We start from the raw sequence: 21,117 nt of genomic DNA, 5'->3' as shown, positions 1-21,117 counted from the left end.
ACGACGGCAATAGATTAATTATTGATGTTTATTGGATATTAACGCTTGATAACATGCCCATAAGCGCGTTTGCGGCCGTCGGCATCTTCCTGAATATAAACGCCCTGTAATTCAGGGGCGAAGCCAGGCAGCAGATTAATACCCTCTTCCAGCGCGAGGAAATAACGTTGAACCGCGCCGCCCCAAATTTCGCCAGGCACTACGCACAATACGCCCGGCGGGTAAGGAAGTGCGCCTTCAGCCGCAATTTGGCCTTCAATATCTTTTAGCGCGACCAGCTCAACGTTGCCGCGAACAAATTCCATATTGGCCTGCTGCGGGTTCATCGCCACGCGTGGGAAATAATCTTTACGGAACATCTCTTTTTGCAGCTGTTTCACATCGTAGCTGACGTAGAGGTCATGCATTTCCTGGCATAACTGGCGTAAAGTATAGCCGCGATAGCGCTCTTCATAGTTCGCATACAGCGCGGGTAAAACCTCAGACAGCGGTGCATCTTCTTCCAGCAAACGCTCAAAGCGGGCAATCTGCGCCACCAGATGACGCATTTTAGCCATGTCTTCTGCTGGAGTAAGCAGGAACAGAATCGAGTTCAGGTCGCATTTTTCCGGAACAATGCCGTTTTCACGCAGGAAGTTCGCCAGAATGGTTGCCGGAACGCCGAAGGATTCATATTCCCCGGTTTCTGCATTAATACCCGGCGTCGTCAGCATCAGCTTGCAAGGATCGACGAAATATTGATCTTCGGCGTAACCGTCAAAGGCATGCCAGCGCTGGCCCGGGATAAAGTTAAAGAAGCGGACGTCATTGGTCATGACTTCAGTATCATAATCCTGCCATTTTTTACCCTCAACCATCGGCGGCACAAACGGACGGATGTGCTGGCACAGTTCCAGAATCAGCTTGCGGGCTTCGATACCAAACTTCACGCAATCCAGCCACAGGCGCTTACCGCTCTCGCCGGAGTGCATTTTGGCGTTGACGTCCAGCGCGGCGAACAGCGGATAGAACGGGCTGGTGGAGGCGTGCATCATAAAGGCGTTATTCATACGTTTATGGCTAACGTAGCGAGGCTGGCCTTTGATATGACTGTCTTTTTTGTGAATCTGCGACGTCTGAGAGAAACCGGCCTGCTGTTTGTGCACCGACTGAGTGACCAGAATGCCCGGATCGTTTTCGTTCAGCTCCAGCAGCAGCGGGGAGCACTCTTTCATCATCGGAATAAACTGTTCGTAACCCACCCACGCCGAGTCAAACAGGATGTAGTCGCACAGATGACCGATTTTATCGACCACCTGGCGAGCGTTGTAAATCGTGCCGTCATAAGTCCCCAGCTGAATAATCGCCAGGCGGAACGGACGCTGAGTGTTTTTACGCTCAGGAGCCACTTCTTCGACTAATTTACGCAGATATTTTTCTTCAAAGCAGTGGGAATCGATACCGCCGATAAAGCCAAACGGGTTACGGGCCGTTTCCAGATAAACCGGCGTCGCGCCTGCCTGCAGCAGCGCACCGTGGTGGTTTGACTTGTGGTTATTACGGTCAAACAGCACCAGATCACCCTGCGCCAGCAGTGCATTCAGGACCACTTTGTTTGAGGAAGAAGTCCCGTTAAGGACGAAGTAGGTTTTGTCGGCGTTAAAGACTTTTGCCGCATGCTGCTGAGCTGCGCAGGCGGCACCTTCGTGAATCAGCAGATCGCCCAGAGCGACGTCGGCGTTACATAAATCGGAGCGGAAAAGCGTTTCGCCAAACCAGTCGAAAAACTGGCGACCAGCAGGGTGGCGGCGATAGAACTGCCCGCCCTGGTGCCCCGGGCAGTCAAATGCGGCGTAGCCTTTACCGACATAATCGACCATGCGGCTAAAAAACGGCGGCAGCATTTCGCTTTCATAACGATCGGCGGCGGCATCCAGCTGTTTACCGTAATATTCCGCATTGTCGTCACAAAGTTCAAAAACGCCGGTCACGCGGGGCAGGATATCTGCCGGTAACGTATCTTCACAGCACACGGCGACGAACACCGGCAGGCCAAAACCCGTGCCTTCGATGGTTTTCAGAATGCCGTTGGTGGCATCGGCAACCGAGAGAACCACGGCGGAGACGTCGGTAAAATCCGTACTGCGAACATCGCAGGTTTCTCTGCGGCTGGCAAAGCAGGATGTCATAGCGGGGCTAACGGCGATTTTGTTATTAAACGGGTTCATAAACAATCTCAATCAGTATTTTAGATAAAAAGGTGCCTCCGGCTTATTGGTCGCCGGAAAAGGGAATAACGGAATCATTTTTTATTGGGCTACTTTATTTTTTCGATACAAAAATAAGCACAGCAGAATGGCTCAGGATATTGAAAGATCCTGGCTACGCTGAAAAAACATCACGCAAAGGGTGCAGCGAGGTGCATTTTCTATTCTGATAACTGTTTGTATAGTAAGAATAAAGAAAGCAGCGTGCGACGGAGCAGATGTCCAGTTCACACCATAAAAGAAGGGTTATTTAGAATTGAAGATATGAAAATCAAAGCAGCTACGTTGGCATACCATCATGATATGCGTGATGCGTCTAATATGTGGCCATGCTCGGCTATTGTTTTCCATATTTATCGGCTCAAAGAAGATTTGCGTGCATTCTGATTCTAATAGTTCCAGGGTTTATTGATTTTAATCAATAAAAAAACGGCGCACGAATAATCAAAATAGATGTTATGCAGGGTTTATTGCATGAATCAAAGTGAAGTCGTTCTGAAATAAATATAAATATTTGCACATACAAAAACCTTATTAAGTGTGCGGTACAGGGGCGATGTTATTATCCCGCCTAAGCATTAGGGATAAAACCCCGTCATCGGATGAAACACTTTTAACGGCGGCCTGGGCAGAAGAAAAGAAAAATCACCCATGTTTATGCAGCACCGTGCATAAAAATACGCAAAAAAAAACGGCTTCGGTTTTGTTTATGTGATCTACTTCAACTATTTTTTCGATAATGGCTGGTTGGCATTTTGTTATTGATTATGTGCAGACGATATCTGCGCGAAAGGCAAACAGAAAACCAGGTCTGCTACATTTACTCTATGTCGACAGTTTGCTTTAGGTTTATTGCCACTGCGGCTCGGCTTAAACGTTCCGGCATAAATAGATAAGACAAATGTGTTATCATCGCGCCTTTCCCTTTTCGTCCTGGGGCTTTTTTTTATGCAACAACCTGTTGTTCGCGTTGGAGAATGGCTGGTTACTCCTTCTGTTAACCAAATTAGCCGCAAAGGGCGTCAGCTTACTCTCGAACCGCGCTTAATCGATCTTCTGGTTTTCTTTGCCCGTCACCCTGGTGAAGTGCTCAGCAGGGATGAGCTTATCGACAACGTCTGGACCCGTAACGTTGTTACCAGTCACGTCGTGACGCAAAGCATTTCCGAGTTACGTAAATCGCTAAAAGATGGCGACGATAGCAGCCTTGAATACATTGCTACCGTACCGAAACGTGGTTATAAGCTGACGGTGCCGGTTATCTGGTGTGCGGAAGAGGGGGAGGAGCTGACGCCGGAGCTCCCTGCTGAAACCGCGATGGCGATATCGGAAACGCCGACGCACTCTCCACAACCGGATACGGTTACGCCGGAGATTGCGCCGCCCGCAAAACCTGAAAAACGTAAGCGGATTAGCACCTTTATCGTCTGGGGGCTCTTCCTGCTGGCCCTCGGCAGCTGCGTGGCGTTGGTGGCGCTATCGACCCTTGAGTCGCGTCCCCCGGTGACTAAAACGCGGTTGCTGCTTAACCCGCGCGATGTTGATATTCATCTGATCAATGGTAATACCTGCAACAACTGGGCATCACAACACTCCTACGCCATTGGCTTAGGGAGCTTGATCACCACCTCGCTAAACACCTTCTCCACCTTTATGGTGCACGATAAAACCAACTACAACATTAATGAGCCGAGCAGTTCCGGAAAAACGCTGACCATTGAGTTTGTCAACCAGCGCCACTATCGCGCTCAGCAGTGCTTTATGTCTGTCAAAGTGGTGGATAACGCCGACGGCTCAACGATGATGGATAAGCGCTACTTCGTCACTAACGACAACCAGCTGTCGATTCAAAACGACCTGCTGAGCAGCCTGTCGGAGGCGCTGAAACAACCGTGGCCAGCGCGAATGCAGGAGATGCTCAAGCAATATCAACCCTCGCAAAGTATGGCGCTCACGCATTTCTATCAGGCCCATCAGCTATTAATGTACGGCGATGTTGATTCCCTCGGTAAGGCCAGCATTCTGCTGGAGGACGTTAATAAACAGTCTCCGGACTTTACTTATGCTTATGCGGAAAAAGCACTGGTAGATGTATTACGCCATTCGCAGCAGCCGCTGGATGAAAAACAACTGGCCGATCTTTATAGCGAAATAACCCGAGTGGGTAATATGCCCGGGATTAAAGATATGGCAGTATTCTATCAAATTAAAACCGTCGATATGCTGGGCAAAGGCAAGGTGGATGAAGCCTACAATGCCATTAATACCGGCATTGACCTGGAAATGTCGTGGATGAACTATGTGCTGCTCGGTAAGGTCTACGAAATGAAAGGCCAGAACCGGGAAGCGGCTGATGCTTATCTCACTGCGTTCAATTTGCGTCCAGGTGAGAATACGTTTTACTGGATTGAAAATGCGGTATTTCAGACCTCAGTGACCCGCGTTGTTCCCTATCTCGATAACTTCCTCTCTTCAGAATAAGTAAACCCTCACCATACTCGTGGTTTTAAGTATGGTGAGGTTAATTTTATGTTTCTCATGAGCATCTCTGTTGTTATATATCTATAGCAATTTTCAGCCGGCTTGCAACACAATTTCAACACGAGAATGTCTACCTAACTTACTGTAAATATTCAATGTTTATCTTTTTTTGATATCAACTTGTCATCCTGATATGTTGCGCGAAAAAGGTCAAAATGTCATTTGTCTGATGTTTGTCGTTATTTCACTTTATCTTTAGGACTTATCTCGTACTAATCCGTAATCTTGTTGGCAGTTGGTCGGGTCAATAAAAGGTTCATCATCATGATCTGTACCTCCCAAATAAACTTAGGAGAAAAGCAAACATGAGTTCTGCCAAGAAGATCGGGCTATTTGCCTGTACCGGCGTCGTCGCCGGTAATATGATGGGGAGCGGTATTGCACTATTACCTGCGAACCTGGCGAGTATCGGTTCTATCGCCATCTGGGGTTGGGTGATATCTATTATTGGCGCAATGTCTCTGGCTTATGTATATGCCCGACTGGCGACCAAAAACCCGCAGCAGGGCGGTCCAATTGCCTATGCGGGTGAAATATCTCCGGCATTCGGCTTTCAAACCGGCGTCCTTTATTATCACGCAAACTGGATCGGTAATCTGGCAATCGGTATTACCGCCGTATCTTATCTCTCTACATTCTTCCCGGTACTGAATAACCCAATTCCCGCCGGTATCGCCTGTATTGCCATTGTGTGGATATTTACCTTTGTGAATATGCTCGGTGGGACCTGGGTGAGCCGCCTGACGACAATTGGTTTGGTACTGGTACTTATTCCGGTAGTTATGACGGCGGTTATTGGTTGGCACTGGTTTGACGTTGCCACCTATCAGGCGAACTGGAATACCTCTACTACGACAGATAGCCACGCGGTTATCAAAAGTATCCTGCTCTGCCTGTGGGCCTTCGTGGGTGTTGAATCCGCTGCCGTGAGCACCGGGATGGTGAAAAACCCGAAACGTACCGTTCCGCTGGCCACCATGCTGGGAACCGCGCTGGCAGGTATCGTTTATATCGCCGCCACTCAGGTTATCGCCGGTATGTACCCTGCCTCTGAAATGGCCGCTTCCGGTGCGCCGTTTGCCGTGAGTGCTTCGACTATCCTCGGTGGCTGGGCTGCTCCGCTGGTTTCCGCTTTCACCGCCTTTGCGTGTCTGACTTCTCTCGGTTCCTGGATGATGCTGGTCGGCCAGGCCGGTGTACGTGCGGCTAACGATGGCAACTTCCCGAAAATCTACGGTGAACTGGATAAAAACGGTAACCCGAAAAAAGGCCTGCTGCTGGCCGCAGTGAAAATGACCGTTCTGATGGTGCTCATCACCCTGATGAACTCCAGCGGTGGTAAAGCGTCCGACCTGTTCGGTGAGCTGACCGGTATCGCGGTTCTGCTGACCATGCTGCCTTACTTCTACTCCTGCGTTGACCTGATTCGCTTCGAAGGCATCAACATTCGTAACCTCGTCAGCCTGATTTGTTCAGTCCTTGGCTGCGGGTTCTGCTTCATCGCCCTGATGGGTGCAAGCTCCTTCGAACTGGCCGGTACCTTTATCGTCAGCCTGATTATCCTGATGTTCTACGGTCGCAAAATGCACCAGCGCCAGAGCAACAACGATTCCGCTGATAACAACACCGCCAACGCACATTAATCAGTAACCCTATTCCTGAGGCTCCTTCCATCACCTGTCACGACGTGGCGGGAGGGGCTTTCTTTATCTGGAGATTTGACTATGAACGTTATCGCAATCATGAATCACATGGGTGTTTACTTCAAAGAAGAGCCCATCCGTGAACTGCATCGCGCCCTCGAACGTCTGGACTTCCGTATTGTCTACCCGAACGACCGTGACGACTTATTAAAACTTATCGAAAACAATGCGCGTCTGTGCGGCGTTATCTTCGACTGGGATAAATACAATCTCGAACTGTGCGAAGAAATCAGCAAACTGAACGAATACATGCCGTTGTACGCCTTCGCTAACACTTACTCCACTCTGGACGTAAGCCTCAACGATCTGCGTATGCAGGTTCGCTTCTTCGAGTATGCGCTGGGCGCGGCGAATGATATCGCCGACAAAATCAAACAGAACACTGACGAATATATCGACACCATTCTGCCGCCGCTGACCAAAGCGCTGTTCAAATATGTGCGTGAAGGCAAATACACTTTCTGTACTCCAGGCCACATGGGCGGTACCGCGTTCCAGAAAAGCCCGGTCGGCAGCATCTTCTATGATTTCTTTGGCTCCAACACCATGAAATCCGATGTCTCGATTTCGGTTTCTGAACTGGGTTCTCTGCTCGATCACAGCGGCCCGCACAAAGAAGCGGAAGAGTACATCGCTCGCGTCTTCAATGCTGAACGTAGCTATATGGTGACCAACGGGACCTCAACCGCGAACAAAATCGTCGGGATGTACTCCGCGCCGGCAGGTAGCACCGTACTGATTGACCGTAACTGCCACAAATCGCTGACCCATCTGATGATGATGAGCGACATTACGCCAATCTACTTCCGTCCGACGCGTAACGCTTACGGCATCCTCGGCGGTATCCCGCAGAGCGAATTCCAGCATGCGACTATCGCCAAACGCGTGAAAGAGACCCCGAACGCCACCTGGCCGGTGCATGCGGTAATCACCAACTCCACCTATGATGGTTTGCTGTACAACACCGACTTCATCAAGAAAACCCTGGATGTGAAATCCATCCACTTTGACTCAGCATGGGTGCCTTACACCAACTTCTCACCGATTTACGCCGGTAAATGCGGGATGAGCGGCGGTCGCGTTGAAGGAAAAGTGATTTACGAAACCCAGTCCACGCACAAACTGCTGGCGGCGTTCTCCCAGGCTTCGATGATCCACATTAAAGGCGACGTTAACGAAGAAACCTTTAACGAAGCCTACATGATGCATACCACCACCTCTCCGCACTACGGCGTGGTGGCTTCTACCGAAACTGCAGCGGCAATGATGAAAGGCAACGCCGGTAAGCGCCTGATCGACGGTTCTATCGAGCGTTCTATCAAGTTCCGTAAAGAGATTAAACGTCTGAAAGGCGAGTCTGAAGGGTGGTTCTTCGACGTCTGGCAGCCGGAACATATCGATGGTGCTGAATGCTGGCCGCTGCGCTCCGACAGCGCATGGCACGGTTTCAAAAACATCGACAACGAACACATGTACCTCGACCCGATCAAAGTCACGCTGCTGACCCCGGGGATGAAGAAAGACGGCACCATGGATGAGTTCGGTATTCCGGCTAGCATCGTGGCGAAATACCTCGACGAACACGGTATCGTGGTCGAAAAAACCGGTCCGTACAACCTGCTGTTCCTGTTCAGCATCGGTATCGACAAAACCAAAGCGCTCAGCCTGCTGCGCGCGCTGACCGACTTCAAACGCGCGTTCGACCTGAACCTGCGGGTGAAAAACATGCTGCCGTCGCTGTACCGTGAAGATCCTGAGTTCTATGAAAACATGCGTGTCCAGGAACTGGCGCAGAACATTCACAAACTGGTTGAGCATCACAACCTGCCGGACCTGATGTTCCGCGCATTCGAAGTGCTGCCAGCGATGATGATCACGCCATACGCTGCGTTCCAAAAAGAGCTGCACGGTCAGACTGAAGAGGTTTATCTCGAAGAGATGGTCGGTCGCGTTAACGCCAATATGATCCTGCCGTATCCTCCGGGAGTTCCGCTGGTGATGCCGGGTGAGATGATCACCGAAGAGAGCCGTCCGGTGCTGGAGTTCCTGCAGATGCTGTGCGAAATCGGCGCTCACTATCCGGGCTTCGAAACCGATATCCACGGTGCCTATCGCCAGGCTGATGGTCGTTACACCGTTAAAGTGCTGAAAGACGAAAACAATAAATAATCGATGCACAACAGGGAAGTGGCTTGCCACTTCCCTTTTTTCACGCTGCAAGGAGAACCCATGAAAACACCCTCACAGCCGCGCGCGATTTACTACATCGTAGCGATCCAAATCTGGGAATATTTCAGCTTTTACGGCATGCGTGCCTTACTCATCCTCTATCTCACCCATCAACTTGGTTTTGATGACAGCCACGCCATCAGCCTGTTCAGCGCTTACGCCTCCCTGGTTTACGTTACCCCCATTCTCGGCGGCTGGCTTGCCGACCGCCTGCTCGGCAACCGCACGGCGGTGATTGCCGGCGCGCTGCTGATGACCCTCGGCCATGTGGTGCTGGGCATCGAATCCGATTCTATCTGGAGCCTGTATCTCGCGCTGGCGATCATTATCTGCGGCTACGGTCTGTTCAAATCCAATATTAGCTGCCTGCTGGGCGAACTTTACGCTGTTGATGACCATCGCCGCGACGGCGGTTTCTCGCTGCTGTACGCCGCCGGTAACGTCGGCTCCATCGCTGCGCCCATCGCCTGCGGGCTGGCGGCGCAGTGGTACGGTTGGCATGTCGGCTTTGCGCTGGCGGGGATCGGTATGTTTGCCGGTCTGATGATTTTCTTAAGCGGTAGCCGCTACTTCCGCAATACGCGCGGCGTTGATAAACAGGCGCTGCGGACGGTGAAGTTTGTGCTGCCGACCTGGGGCTGGCTGGTGGTGATGCTCTGCGTCGCGCCGGTGTTTTTCACTCTGCTGCTGGAGAATAACTGGTCCGGCTATCTGCTGGCGATTGTCTGCGTTTTCGCCGCCCAGATGGTGGCGCGCATTATGATCAAATCCCCCGAACACCGCCGCGCGCTGTGGCAAATCGTTCTGTTGATGTTGACCGGCACGCTGTTCTGGGTGTTGGCGCAGCAGGGCGGTAGCTCGATAAGCCTGTTTATCGACCACTTTGTTAATCGTCGCTTGCTGAATATCGAAGTGCCGACCGCGCTGTTCCAGTCGGTCAACGCCGTCGCGGTGATGGCGGCGGGCGTCGTGCTGGCGTGGCTGATGCGTCCCGAAGGCAGCACCCGTTCTGCACTGCGCGTATGGCTGAAGTTCGCCTTCGGTCTGGTGCTGATGGGCTGCGGTTTTATGCTGCTAGCGCTTAACGCGCGCCATGGTGCGGCGCAAGGGCAGGCATCGATGGGCATGATGGTGGCTGGCCTGGCGCTGATGGGCTTTGCTGAGCTGTTTATTGACCCGGTGGCGATGGCGCAAATCACCCGTCTCAATATGCCCGGCGTGACCGGCGTGCTGACCGGGATTTATATGCTGGCGACCGGCGCGGTGGCCAACTGGCTGGCGGGCGTGGTGGCGCAGCAGACCACAGAGTCGCAAATCAGCGATACGGCGATTGTCGCGTATCAGCATTTCTTTGCGCAAATGGGCGAGTGGACGCTGGGCTGCGTGGCGGTGATTGTCATTATCGCCTTCGTCGCCGCCTTTAGCGTGGGCAGGCGTCGCGCGGCTGCCGGTGAAGTTCCCGGAGGCGGCGCGTAGCGCCTGTCCGGGCTACAAGAATGGCCCGAGGGTTTTGTAGCCCGGACAGGCGCGCAGCACCGCCTCCGGGGTCCATACCCAATAGCGGAGCGAAAACCGCTCCTTGCACCGTTCAATAATCAGGAGGAGGATATTCTGGCGAGTGCGGAAGCCGAAGACAAAAAATCGTTAGTGAAACGATGGCTGAGTGAATTCAGCCGGAAGTGAAACCAGGTTCGTTAAGATTGTTCTCCGGTGCTGCCACCCGAGACAGGCCGCGCTGGATAGTGACCTGGTTCAATTTATCGAAGCAAGTTTGCAAGCAGGGTTATGAGGAACCAACATGTCTGAACAACAAGCACAAGGTGCCGATGAGGCAATTGACCTTAATAATGAACTGAAAACCCGTCGTGAAAAACTGGCCGCGCTGCGCGAGCAGGGCGTGGCGTTCCCGAACGATTTTCGCCGCGACCATACCTCTGACCAGCTCCATGCTGAATTCGATGGTAAGGATAACGACGCACTCACCTCTCTGAACGTCGAAGTCGCCGTTGCTGGCCGCATGATGACCCGCCGTATCATGGGTAAAGCCTCCTTCGTCACCTTACAGGATGTCGGCGGGCGCATTCAGCTGTACGTTGCCCGCGACGACCTGCCGGAAGGCGTTTATAACGAGCAGTTTAAGAAATGGGACCTCGGAGACATCATCGCCGCCCGCGGTAAGCTGTTCAAAACCCAGACCGGCGAACTCTCTATCCACTGCACCGAGCTGCGCCTGCTGACCAAAGCGCTGCGCCCGCTGCCGGACAAATTCCACGGCTTACAGGATCAGGAAGCACGCTATCGTCAGCGTTATCTCGATCTGATCTCCAACGAAGAGTCGCGCCACACTTTTAAGGTGCGTTCGCAGATCCTCGCGACTATGCGTCAATTTATGGTCGCGCGCGGCTTTATGGAAGTGGAAACCCCGATGATGCAGGTGATCCCCGGCGGTGCTTCGGCACGTCCGTTCATCACCCATCATAATGCCCTCGATCTGGACATGTACCTGCGCATCGCGCCGGAGCTATACCTGAAACGGCTGGTAGTCGGCGGCTTCGAACGGGTTTTCGAGATCAACCGTAACTTCCGTAACGAAGGCATTTCCGTGCGCCACAATCCAGAGTTCACCATGATGGAACTCTATATGGCGTATGCAGATTACAAAGATCTGATCGAACTGACCGAATCGCTGTTCCGTACTCTGGCGCAAACCGTACTGGGTAAAACCGAAGTGCCGTACGGCGACCAGGTGTTCGACTTCGGCAAGCCGTTTGAAAAACTGACCATGCGCGAAGCGATTAAGAAACACCGTCCTGAAACCGAGATGGCGGATTTGGATAACTTCGACGCGGCGAAAGCGCTGGCGGAATCCATCGGTGTTCACGTGGAGAAAAGCTGGGGGCTGGGGCGTATTGTCACCGAGATCTTCGACGAAGTGGCGGAAGCGCACCTGATCCAGCCGACCTTTATCACCGAGTATCCGGCAGAAGTTTCGCCGCTGGCGCGCCGCAACGATGTGAACCCGGAAATCACCGACCGCTTTGAGTTCTTTATCGGCGGGCGTGAAATCGGCAACGGTTTTAGCGAGCTGAACGATGCCGAAGACCAGGCGCAGCGTTTCCTCGATCAGGTTAACGCCAAAGCGGCGGGGGATGACGAAGCGATGTTCTACGACGAAGACTACGTCACCGCGCTGGAATATGGCCTGCCGCCGACGGCGGGTCTGGGGATTGGTATCGACCGTATGGTGATGCTGTTTACCAACAGCCACACCATCCGCGATGTGATCCTGTTCCCGGCCATGCGTCCGCAGAAATAACCGCGATTCGTTCATTTGCCGGGCGGCGGCTGACGCCTTGCCCGGCCTGGCAAACCTGAAACCATCTGTAGGCCCGGTAAGGCGTTAGCCGCCACCGGGCGATTCTACTTTTTACCCCACGTTACCCCACACCATATTGCCTTTATGGAAAGTCGCGGTACGCGGCGAAATTCGCGCCACCGCCTCGGCGGAACAGGAAGCGTCAACCAGCACGAAGCTGGCTTCATCTTGCGCCCTGGGCCAGACGCGCTCGCCCTTATCGTTGAGCGGCAGCACGTTGCCGGTGGCGATGGCCAGCGAACGCGACAGCGTCTGCTCATTGGGGCGAATATAGAGCTGGGCGTAAAGGTTAGCTTTTTCCAGCATGTCGCCGAGGCCATAGGGCGACCAGTGATCGATAACGCTATCAGTACCGGTCATCACAAAGACGCCTTTATCACGCAGCTGTTTGAGCGGCATATGCAGCGTGCCGATGGGCACGGTGGAGGCAATGGTGATTTGCTGCGCCGCCATACGCGTGGCGATTTCATCTACCTGCTGCTCGTTCATCATCGCCAGTGCGAAGGCGTGGCTGATGGTTAGCTTGCCTTTCAACTGCGGTGTTTTCTCGACGGTTTCCACCATATAATTCACCGCCTCTATGCCCGCCGGGCTGGTCTCGTGCAGGTGAATATCGACGCCTTTATCGTAATCGAGCGCAATCTGGAACATGGTATCGAGCGATTTCTCCATCGCGCCGTCGACGCTGGTCGGATCCAGCCCACCAACATAGTGCGCACCGGCCTGCATGGCTTCACGCACCAGCGGTTCTGATTTTGACAGCAGCAGCCCGTGCTGTGGAAAGGCGACGATCTCACATGCAAAACCCGCCTGACGTCGCGCCAGCACCGCCTGAAGATTTTCGAGATTTTTCAGCCCGGATACCGGCTCAATATTACAGTGGCTGCGGGCGATGGTGGAGCCTTTAGACTGGATCAGGTCGATCAACTTTTCGGCATGGGCTTGTGTGTAAGGCTGTAGCTCGGGCAGCAGCTTCTGCTCCAGCTTGATCATATCCTGAATCGTGGTGCCCGCCGGGCGGTTCAGCGATCGCCACGGGCCACCGTAAAAGGTTTTATCCAGGTGAATATGCATATCGCGCATCGCCGGCAGCATCAGCTTGCCACCTGCGTCATAGTGGGGAAGGGCGGCATCGGGATGGCTTTTATTGCTTAGCAGCGCCGCTATTTTGCCGTCGCGAATCTCCAGCGTTTGCCGTTCGGTGCGGGTGTGCACTGCAACCCCGTTCTCATACTCAAAGCCGCTTTCCAGCAGGACGTTGTCGAGATAGTAGTGGTTGTTGGCGATGCGATTGATGCTTTTATTTTCGCAGGTGCTCGCCGGAGTCTGGCTGTTCGCGGCATAGGCGGCCGGAACCGCCCCACCGAACAGGGCGGCGGCGGTGACCATCTTACCGCTCTGGCTGAGAAACTCCCGGCGGCTATTGTCTCTATTCATCTCTCTTCCTTTTTATTTTAGTCATGCACGATATGGGTTCCGGTTTCCCCGCGCAGCGCGGCGGCCAGGCGTTCCGGCGTGGTAATGATGACCCGTTTGCCGCCGTGTTGCAGGAACGCGAGGCTGGCGACGATTTTTGGCAGCATACTGCCCGCCGGGAAATGACCTTCCTGCATATAGCGGGTCATTTCGCTGACGGTGGTTGTGCCCAGCGCCTGCTGATTGGGTTGACCAAAATGGATACAGACTTTTTCAACGCCGGTGGTGATAACCAGAATATCGGCGCGGATCTCGCGGGCCAGCAGGGCGGTGGAGAGATCTTTGTCGATCACCGCATCGACGCTCTGATAATCCCCCTGCTCACCGCGCACCACCGGAATACCGCCGCCGCCTGCGCCAATCACGATAAAACCTTGCTGAGTCAGGGTTTTGATAGCTGCGGCCTCGACGATACGTTGCGGCTCAGGAGAAGCCACGACCCGACGGTAACCGCGTCCTGAGTCTTCGACAAATCGCCAGTCTGGATGGGCCTGCAGAAGCTCATCACGCTGGTTTTCATTAAAGAACGCGCCGATGGGTTTGGTCGGATGGGCAAAACCAGGATCGTTTTTATCCACCTCCACTTGCGTCACCACCGTCACCGCTTTTTGTTCGCCGCGTTCGGCGAGACGGTTGTTCAGCGCTTGTTGAATAAGATAGCCGATCCCGCCCTGAGTATCGGCGACGCAGTTGGCCAGCGGAGTGAGCGGCAGACCCTCGCGCTCATGGGCGATTTCGGCGCGGCGTAAATCTAACCCTACCTGCGGTCCGTTGCCATGGGTGAGCACCACGTTGTAATCGGACGCCAGCATCTCCAGCACCGTATTGGCGACCGCTTTCACCGCCTGCGCCTGATGTTCAATCGACTGGCTGGCGTTGTCTTTTATTATGCTGTTGCCACCAATGGCAACGACCACAAGTTCTTTCATGGTGTAGGTATCCAGTGCAGAAGGTGATGTGATTATTGTTGTTGGGTTTGCTCCCTCTCCCTTTTAAAGGGAGAGGGGACCATCCGTTATCCGTTGTAACGTTCGCACCAGCTTAAAATCGCCTTCTCGAAGCAGGCGAACGGCGGGTGCACGATCCCGGCGCCAATCATGCCGATGCCCGCATCTTTATGCGCAATAGCGGTGTTGATCACTGGCAGAATGCCGCTGCTGCCGACGCGGGTGATGTCGATAGCCGTCGGTACGCCCATAAAACCGAGCAGCGGGATGGTGACGTTCGGGTTCTCGCCCAGCGTGATTTCGCGCATCTGGCGGGAGAAATCGATAGCCTCTTCCACCGTACCGCCCACCAGCGCCACAATTGCCGGGGCCGTCGCCATCGCAAAACCGCCGATGCCGTAGGTTTCGGTAATCGCGCTATCGCCAATATCAAGGCCCGAGTCTTCCGGCTTATATCCGGCAAACATTGGGCCAATCACCTGCTGTGCCGGACCGGTAAACCACTGTCCAGGCAGGCCACTGACCCGCAGGCCGAACTCGACACCGTTGCGCGCCATGGTGGTAACCACAGTGCTGTATTCGATGCCGTGCGCTGCGTCCATCGCCGCTTTACACATCGCCATCCACGTCGGGCCGGAGAAGTAGTCGCTGCTGGCGACAAACTCGAACACTTCGCGCTGCTGCTCAACGGAATAACCGGCCTGGATAATCCCTGGCGTTAGCGCCTGGATCAGCAGCGTGGTGCCCGCGTTGTTGCGGTTGTGGCACTCGTCGCCCATATGCAGCGCCTGCGCCAGCATTAAGCGCAGGTCGATTTCGCCGATGATTTTCATCGCATCGCGCAGCATCGGGCCCTGTACATCACGCATCCAGTTCAGACGGTCGATCACGCTCTGGTCGTTGGCCCCCATGCGCAGGATCTTCGCCATCTGCTCGCTCATGTTGGTATAAGCGATGTTGCCGTATGTTTTGTTCTCGACGATATGCATAAACATCGAAGCGGAAGTCACACCCGCCATCGATCCCACGCAATCATGCTCGTGGCACGGCGAGAAGGTGATTTCGCCGGAAGCCGCCAGTACCGCCGCTTCGTCGATATCCTTCGCCAGCCCTTCAAACACCAGCGCCCCGGTGACCGCGCCTTTCATTGCGCCGCACATGTTTTCCCACTTCACCGGCGGACCGGCGTGGAGAATCGTTTTCGGCGTCATGCCAGGAACGACGTTAATCGCCTGATCAAAGCCAATCAGCACCGGGTGGGACTGAATAATACGTTCCAGCGCCTGCTGGTTGGCGGCGGCGATTTTCTCCGCCAGCGGCGAGTCGGCGATGCTATCCAGTGCGTTAACAATCTGCATATTGCCCTGGCCCGGCGGCGTCCAGTCGAGCTGGGTGACATTAACATGCTGCTTTTTCAGATCGTCGCTAAACATGGCGATACCGACGTTAATCACGTTCAACGGTAGGTTAAATAACTGGCTCATCAGGCGTTCTCCCCTTTGCAGATAAATTCACGCGCCAGCAATCCGGTATTGGTGCTGCTGCTGGCCAGAATGACGCCCGCGTCGCTTAACATCTGGCGCTGTTTTTCCAGCGATGGCGTATCAAGATCGGTCCCCAGCACGTAGCCGAGGATCGCAAGCTCTCGCCCTTCGGCGGCGGCGATCGCTTTCGCCTCTTTGATTGCATCTAGCATCACGCCAACCGGATCCTCGTGCGAGCCAAAACCGAGCACGAAGTCCATCACGATGACGCCGACTTCAGGATCGCGTGCTTCCTGGAGCAGACGGCTGATGCGGTTGGTTGGGTCGATCATCGGATGCGGCTTGCCGTTGGTGAAGTCGTCATCACCGAAATCGAGGAAGGTGTGTTTGACGCTGCGGTTAATGTCTGTCAGGCGGAAGGCTGGGTCGGGCTGAATGTTGCTGTAGACGCCACCGTGTTTTTCCATCACCGCAAACATGGTTTCATCGCACAGGGTGCCGCCGCAGAACAGGCCGCGAATATATTTTTGCTGTGGCGTGAGCTGCGCACGAACCTTGGCAATCAGCTTTTCGTTCAGCGGGTGCAGGTCTAAAGATTCTTTTTTTACGCCGCTCAGCAGAACCGCTTTCAGCGCCGCTTCTTTGGTCCCGCGCGCAAACTGTAGCCCTTGTTCATCCGCCGAAGGCTCAGCGCGACCGAGGAAGCAGGCGACCACCGGTTTACGGCAGCTCCGTGCGCGTTCCAGTACTTTACGTGCCACCGCAGGGGCGGGCGGTTTAGAGACCAGCGCGATGATTTCAGTTTGCGGATCGTTTTCCAGCATGGCGATGGCGTCGAGCATCATCAGCCCGCCAATTTTTTCACTCAGGTCGCGTCCGCCGGTGCCGATCAGCTGTGAGATGCCGCCGCCGAAGTCGTGAATGCGCACGCTCAGTTCCTGGCTGCCGGTGCCGGATGCGCCAATAATGCCGATATTACCGCGCCGTACTGCGTTGCCAAAGCACAGCGCCGCGCCGTTGATGATGGCGGTGCCGCAGTCCGGGCCCATCATCAGTAACCCTTTTTCATGCGCCAACTGCTTAAGCGCCAGCTCATCTTCAATCGACACGTTGTCGGAGAACAGCATCACGTTGAGGTCATTTTGCAGCGCCTGACGCGCTTCGCGGGCGGCGAACAGACCGTTGACCGAAATCACCGCCAGGTTGCTCTCGGGTATATGCTTTTTGGCGCTGGCAAGGGTGGCGTAGCGCGCTTCGTGCGAGCCGCTGTCGGCCTTTTTAGTGAATAATTCTTCAATAGCCGCCAGCGTCTGCTCGTTATCGGCACCGTCTTTGCCGTTGATAACGATCATCAGGTCGCCGTTTTTCGCCTCATCAAGCTCTGTCGTCAGCAGCCCTAGATTCTTCAGCACGCCTTTGTTCATCTCGGTCGCCATCGCCACAAACGCCTGCTCGACGCCGTCGAGTTGGTTGGCGCGTGTCGATATCGACATCAGCGACACGGAATCAAAATACGTGTTCTTTTTAATAACTATTTTGACTGACATAATTCCCTCCGTAGGTTTGGCTCAGCGCGCAGGCGTCCGCTATGCCATACAGCATGTCGCAGCCGGAACTTGAGCCAATATTTTTAATCTCGGCAATGGTCTGAATAGAAAAATGTTCCACCTGATTAATTATCTGGTTAATCAAGATGGCAATACTTTCACGATAACGCTGCTGTAAAGCAGCTTCTAACGTTATTGCACTCAGCTGCGTAGTATTATTTTTGGCACGTTGCAGTGCGGTTAAAAATGCTTCCCGGTATTTTTCTGCCGGGTGGCCGGTAATAAATAAAATAATGCTTAGCCCTACCAGGTAATCATCCGCTGACGGCGTCAGGCCAATTCCTAACCCAATCATCTGGCTAACCGCCTGAGTGATGTTTTGTTTTTGCGTAATGGCGTTAAGTAATCTTTTCCGTCGCTCTTGCAATTCCCTGGCGAGCTCCCGATAAAAAGGATTGTCGCCGCGATAGAGAAATAACGTTTCATCCTCATGGAGTTGCAGGTGAATAAACTCTTGCCAGCGTGACCAGGGAATAGCCCCAAATCGCTCGGTATTCAGCGTCATTTTCGGCGTCTGCCAGCGAAGGCAGGTACCGTTATTTATCCAGATATTCTTGCCAACGCTGATGCCCGAATCACTAAATTCGACCGTTTCACCTGGCCGGAACAGGGTGTTTAAGTGTGTGAGCGCTAACCTACAGCTGTTGGGGGCGTTATCGTAGCCTTCGCCAAGCAGCGTCAGGAGCTGCTGCTCTGTCGGGAGCCAGATATTGACCGCCCGGGAAAAGACCTGTTCAATCCGTCCGCTACCGCGCGCACAGAGAAAACCCTCATCCGCAGTTAGCGCTTGCACACATCGTGGTGTGAAGGTGTCGATAGCGCTGCTCCTGTTTATGCTCCCGCAGAAATTAGCAACTGGGCAATCTCTTCAAACCCTTTCTCCTGAGCCAGTTCCAGCGGGGTTTTGCCATATTTATCGGTCATATGCGGGCTGGCGTCGTGCTCCAGCAGCAGCTTAACGATGGCCTGCTGCGTCGGACCGCCGTCATTGAGAACGATCGCTTCCAGCAGCGGCGTCCAGCCAACAAAGTTGGTGTGGTTGACGTTAATATCGGTCTCGGCCAGCAGTATTTTAACGATCTCAATATGGCCTTTTTCGCAGGCAGGCGTCAGGCCCACGCCGCCAAATCGGGTTAAACAGTTCAGATCCGGCTTTGCGGGGAGTATTAATTGCAGCAATTTAATATCGTTATTCAGGCAACTGAGTAAAAAAGGATTGAGGCAGGTCCTGTCCTGCTGATTAATATCGACTCCAGCGGAAATTAACACAGAGACGCAGTCATAATGTTGATTAAGACTTGCCAGCGTAATGGCCGTTTGTCCCTGGCGATTGCTGGCATTAATATCGACACCTTGTGTTAGACTGGTTTTTAATTGATGTAAATTACCCAGTTCAGCAGCCAGTAGATATTCATTCAGCAGATTTGGTGTGCTCATTATCATTCCCCTGATTTTTGTGGCTGTTTATTGATGGTCTGAGAATAGCAACGAAATTATGAGAAAAGAACCCGCTTAAAATTTATTCGCCATAATCAGGTTGATTGTTGAATATTATTTAATAATCGATGCAGACTGTGCGTTGGTGCAACGTTTGTTTCTTTCCCTCTTTGTCCCTTAACTCAATCGGGTTTTGTTTCGATATAGTTTCCTCGCTGAAATACTTCATCAGGCTATTTTACTAAGAGCCTATCCCAGTAGGCGTTATTGGCGCAGGCAGTTTGAACACGGACAGCGCGGAAGAACCGGAGCGTACACGTAGTACGTGAGGATTCTGAGCACTGCCCAGGTTCAAAGTGGCAAGCAAAATAGCCCTAATGAGATAGGTTCTAAGAGGAGAGAGATATGAACGGACTTACCGCTACGGGGATTACGGTTGGCATCTGCGCTGGCGTCTGGCAGCTGATTTCCTCGCACGTTGGGCTGCAACACGGTTGGGAATTACTCGGTACCATTGGCTTTGTCGCCTTTTGCAGTTTTTACGCGGCGGGCGGCGGTAAAGAAGGCTGGGTAAAAAGCCTCTTCGTTAACTATTCCGGGGCCATCTGGGCGTATCTCGCCGCGCTGGCCGCGGGGGCGATTGCTTCAGTCACGGGAATTTCGGGCTTCTGGGCCAGCGTAATTACCACAGTGCCGTTTTCGGCGGTTATCGTCTGGCAGGGACGGTTTGCCCTGACTTCTTTTATTCCCGGCGGTTTCTTAGGCATGACGCTATTTTTCGCCACCGGACTGAACTGGACGGTGACGTTGTTGGGGTTCCTGGCGGGTAACTGCGTGGGCTTTATTTCCGAGTATAGCGGGCGAAAACTCAGCGAGGCGACGTCGAAGGAGAACGTGTAATAAGCCGAGAGTTTTTAAAAGATATTCAAAAATGGTTGCCCTGCATCAGTACTGCCAATACATTCTTCAGCTATACCCGTCATACTTCAAGTTGCATGTGTGTTGGCTGCGTCAGCTCACCCCAGTCACTTACTTCAGTAAGCTCCTGGGGACTCTCTTCCTTGCCGCCTTCCTGCAACTCGAATTATTTAGGGTATATATGGGTAAATAAAAGCAGGAGCACCACATGAATTCCATTTTTACTGAAGAGAACCTGCTGGCGTTTACCACGGCGGCACGTTTTGGCAGCTTTAGTAAAGCCGCGGATGAGCTGGGGCTGACCACCTCAGCCATCAGCTATACCATCAAGCGGATGGAGGCGGGGCTGGACGTGGTGCTTTTTACCCGCAATACCCGCAGCATTGAGTTGACCGAATCCGGCTTTTATCTTTTTCGCAAAGCCACTGACCTGCTGAATGATTTTCACGCTATCAAGCGCAGTATCGATACCATCTCTCAGGGAATTGAAGCGCGGGTGCGCATCTGTATTAATCAGTTGCTCTATACGCCGCGCCACACGGCACGGCTGCTGCAGGTGTTGAAAAAGCAGTTTCCTACCTGCCAGATAACCGTGACCACCGAGGTCTATAACGGCGTCTGGGACTCGATGATTAATAATCAGGCGAATATCGCTATCGGCGCGCCGGATACCCTGCTCGACGGCGGCGGTATTGATTACACCGAGATCGGTGCGATCCGCTGGGTGTTTGCTATTGCTCCGGATCATCCGTTGGCGTTTATGCCGGAGCCGATTTCCGAAAGCCAGCTGCGCCTGTACCCCAACATCATGGTTGAGGATACCGCCAGCACCATTAATAAAAAGGTGGGCTGGCTGCTGCACGGTCAGGAGGCGATCCTGGTGCCGGACTTTAATACCAAATGCCAGTGCCAGATCCTCGGTGAAGGGATCGGATTTCTGCCGGATTATATGGCGCATGAAGCGATGGAGAAGAAATTGCTGGTGACCCGCCAGATCCACAACCCGCGACAGGACTCGGGAATGTTGCTGGCGACCCAGCACGCCGCGACCGGCCAGGTGACGCAATGGATCAAAAAAGGGTTTCGTCCAGGAGGAATATTAACGACGATTTATCAGGATTTACTCCATCGTCAGGAGACGCGAGAATAGTGT

15 protein-coding genes are annotated in these 21,117 nt (G+C 53.4%); 7 read left to right on the top strand and 8 right to left on the bottom strand.

Annotated elements, in window-relative coordinates; all coding sequences use genetic code 11:
* Window positions 1-38 precede the first annotated feature (38 nt).
* Together speF and AC07P6_RS22780 are read right to left on the bottom strand one after the other, a co-directional pair.
* Window positions 39-2,207: an ornithine decarboxylase SpeF gene (gene speF / locus AC07P6_RS22785; RefSeq protein ID WP_478314793.1), complete on the bottom strand. Its 2,169-nt coding sequence runs from the start codon at window positions 2,205-2,207 to the stop codon at window positions 39-41.
* 285 nt (window positions 2,208-2,492) lie between these two features.
* Window positions 2,493-2,543, bottom strand: coding sequence for a hypothetical protein (locus AC07P6_RS22780; RefSeq protein ID WP_434664192.1), 51 nt, complete (start codon window positions 2,541-2,543; stop codon window positions 2,493-2,495).
* 651 nt (window positions 2,544-3,194) lie between these two features.
* Here AC07P6_RS22780 and cadC point away from each other — a divergent pair.
* The 5 genes from cadC to lysS all read left to right on the top strand — a co-directional run bounded on the left by cadC (window position 3,195) and on the right by lysS (window position 12,035).
* A complete protein-coding gene (gene cadC / locus AC07P6_RS22775) occupies window positions 3,195-4,727 on the top strand; it encodes a lysine decarboxylation/transport transcriptional activator CadC (RefSeq protein ID WP_478314792.1) in 1,533 nt (510 codons plus the stop codon).
* 365 nt (window positions 4,728-5,092) lie between these two features.
* Window positions 5,093-6,430, top strand: a complete 1,338-nt coding sequence (gene cadB, locus AC07P6_RS22770) for a cadaverine/lysine antiporter (RefSeq protein ID WP_110273154.1) — start codon at window positions 5,093-5,095, stop codon at window positions 6,428-6,430.
* An 81-nt stretch (window positions 6,431-6,511) separates the two neighbouring features.
* The gene (gene cadA, locus AC07P6_RS22765) at window positions 6,512-8,659 is read left to right on the top strand and encodes a lysine decarboxylase CadA (protein ID WP_110273155.1); all 2,148 of its coding nucleotides are present in this window, start codon (window positions 6,512-6,514) and stop codon (window positions 8,657-8,659) included.
* Window positions 8,660-8,719: 60 nt separating this feature from the next.
* Window positions 8,720-10,195: a dipeptide permease DtpD gene (gene dtpD, locus AC07P6_RS22760; RefSeq protein WP_434659903.1), complete on the top strand. Its 1,476-nt coding sequence runs from the start codon at window positions 8,720-8,722 to the stop codon at window positions 10,193-10,195.
* 322 nt (window positions 10,196-10,517) lie between these two features.
* Window positions 10,518-12,035, top strand: coding sequence for a lysine--tRNA ligase (gene lysS, locus AC07P6_RS22755; RefSeq protein ID WP_304256765.1), 1,518 nt, complete (start codon window positions 10,518-10,520; stop codon window positions 12,033-12,035).
* 111 nt (window positions 12,036-12,146) lie between these two features.
* Here the strand turns inward: lysS and AC07P6_RS22750 are convergent, their stop codons facing one another.
* The 6 genes from AC07P6_RS22750 to AC07P6_RS22725 form a co-directional block, all read right to left on the bottom strand.
* Window positions 12,147-13,532 carry an amidohydrolase family protein gene (locus tag AC07P6_RS22750; RefSeq protein WP_478314791.1) on the bottom strand — a complete coding sequence of 462 codons (1,386 nt, stop codon included), beginning with the start codon at window positions 13,530-13,532 and terminating at the stop codon, window positions 12,147-12,149.
* Between the two features lie 17 nt (window positions 13,533-13,549).
* Entirely contained in the window at window positions 13,550-14,500 is a 951-nt protein-coding gene (locus AC07P6_RS22745; protein ID WP_434659901.1) for a carbamate kinase family protein, read from the bottom strand.
* A gap of 86 nt (window positions 14,501-14,586) precedes the next feature.
* Window positions 14,587-16,002, bottom strand: coding sequence for a YlbE family protein (locus AC07P6_RS22740; protein WP_478314790.1), 1,416 nt, complete (start codon window positions 16,000-16,002; stop codon window positions 14,587-14,589).
* On the bottom strand, window positions 16,002-17,549 hold the full coding sequence (gene fdrA / locus AC07P6_RS22735) for an acyl-CoA synthetase FdrA (protein WP_478314789.1): 1,548 nt from the start codon (window positions 17,547-17,549) through the stop codon (window positions 16,002-16,004). Before fdrA ends, AC07P6_RS22740 begins: the two co-directional genes overlap by 1 nt.
* A complete protein-coding gene (locus AC07P6_RS22730; protein WP_478314788.1) occupies window positions 17,527-18,402 on the bottom strand; it encodes an oxamate carbamoyltransferase subunit AllH family protein in 876 nt (291 codons plus the stop codon). Before AC07P6_RS22730 ends, fdrA begins: the two co-directional genes overlap by 23 nt.
* 38 nt (window positions 18,403-18,440) lie before the next feature.
* Window positions 18,441-19,046 (bottom strand): ankyrin repeat domain-containing protein, encoded by a 606-nt coding sequence (locus tag AC07P6_RS22725; RefSeq protein ID WP_478314787.1) that lies wholly within the window; start codon window positions 19,044-19,046, stop codon window positions 18,441-18,443.
* Between the two features lie 405 nt (window positions 19,047-19,451).
* On the opposite strand from AC07P6_RS22725, the gene AC07P6_RS22720 reads away from it, so the two are divergent.
* Window positions 19,452-19,946 (top strand): DUF1097 domain-containing protein, encoded by a 495-nt coding sequence (locus AC07P6_RS22720; protein WP_478314786.1) that lies wholly within the window; start codon window positions 19,452-19,454, stop codon window positions 19,944-19,946.
* Window positions 19,947-20,172: 226 nt separating this feature from the next.
* The gene (locus AC07P6_RS22715) at window positions 20,173-21,114 is read left to right on the top strand and encodes a LysR substrate-binding domain-containing protein (protein ID WP_110273165.1); all 942 of its coding nucleotides are present in this window, start codon (window positions 20,173-20,175) and stop codon (window positions 21,112-21,114) included.
* Window positions 21,115-21,117: the final 3 nt, after the last annotated feature.

This window comes from Klebsiella sp. GFKo11, assembly GCF_056490265.1.
This window is presented reverse-complemented; position numbering and strand designations above follow the sequence as displayed.

What these genes read in the sequence shown, in the direction of transcription:
- AC07P6_RS22750 (WP_478314791.1), bottom strand. Translation starts at nt 13,532, where the DNA reads ATGAATAGAGACAATAGCCGCCGGGAGTTTCTCAGCCAGAGCGGTAAG.
- cadC (WP_478314792.1), top strand. Translation starts at nt 3,195, where the DNA reads ATGCAACAACCTGTTGTTCGCGTTGGAGAATGGCTGGTTACTCCTTCT.
- AC07P6_RS22720 (WP_478314786.1), top strand. Translation starts at nt 19,452, where the DNA reads ATGAACGGACTTACCGCTACGGGGATTACGGTTGGCATCTGCGCTGGC.
- cadB (WP_110273154.1), top strand. Translation starts at nt 5,093, where the DNA reads ATGAGTTCTGCCAAGAAGATCGGGCTATTTGCCTGTACCGGCGTCGTC.
- speF (WP_478314793.1), bottom strand. Translation starts at nt 2,207, where the DNA reads ATGAACCCGTTTAATAACAAAATCGCCGTTAGCCCCGCTATGACATCC.
- AC07P6_RS22715 (WP_110273165.1), top strand. Translation starts at nt 20,173, where the DNA reads ATGAATTCCATTTTTACTGAAGAGAACCTGCTGGCGTTTACCACGGCG.
- AC07P6_RS22745 (WP_434659901.1), bottom strand. Translation starts at nt 14,500, where the DNA reads ATGAAAGAACTTGTGGTCGTTGCCATTGGTGGCAACAGCATAATAAAA.
- cadA (WP_110273155.1), top strand. Translation starts at nt 6,512, where the DNA reads ATGAACGTTATCGCAATCATGAATCACATGGGTGTTTACTTCAAAGAA.
- dtpD (WP_434659903.1), top strand. Translation starts at nt 8,720, where the DNA reads ATGAAAACACCCTCACAGCCGCGCGCGATTTACTACATCGTAGCGATC.
- lysS (WP_304256765.1), top strand. Translation starts at nt 10,518, where the DNA reads ATGTCTGAACAACAAGCACAAGGTGCCGATGAGGCAATTGACCTTAAT.
- AC07P6_RS22725 (WP_478314787.1), bottom strand. Translation starts at nt 19,046, where the DNA reads ATGAGCACACCAAATCTGCTGAATGAATATCTACTGGCTGCTGAACTG.
- fdrA (WP_478314789.1), bottom strand. Translation starts at nt 17,549, where the DNA reads ATGTCAGTCAAAATAGTTATTAAAAAGAACACGTATTTTGATTCCGTG.
- AC07P6_RS22740 (WP_478314790.1), bottom strand. Translation starts at nt 16,002, where the DNA reads ATGAGCCAGTTATTTAACCTACCGTTGAACGTGATTAACGTCGGTATC.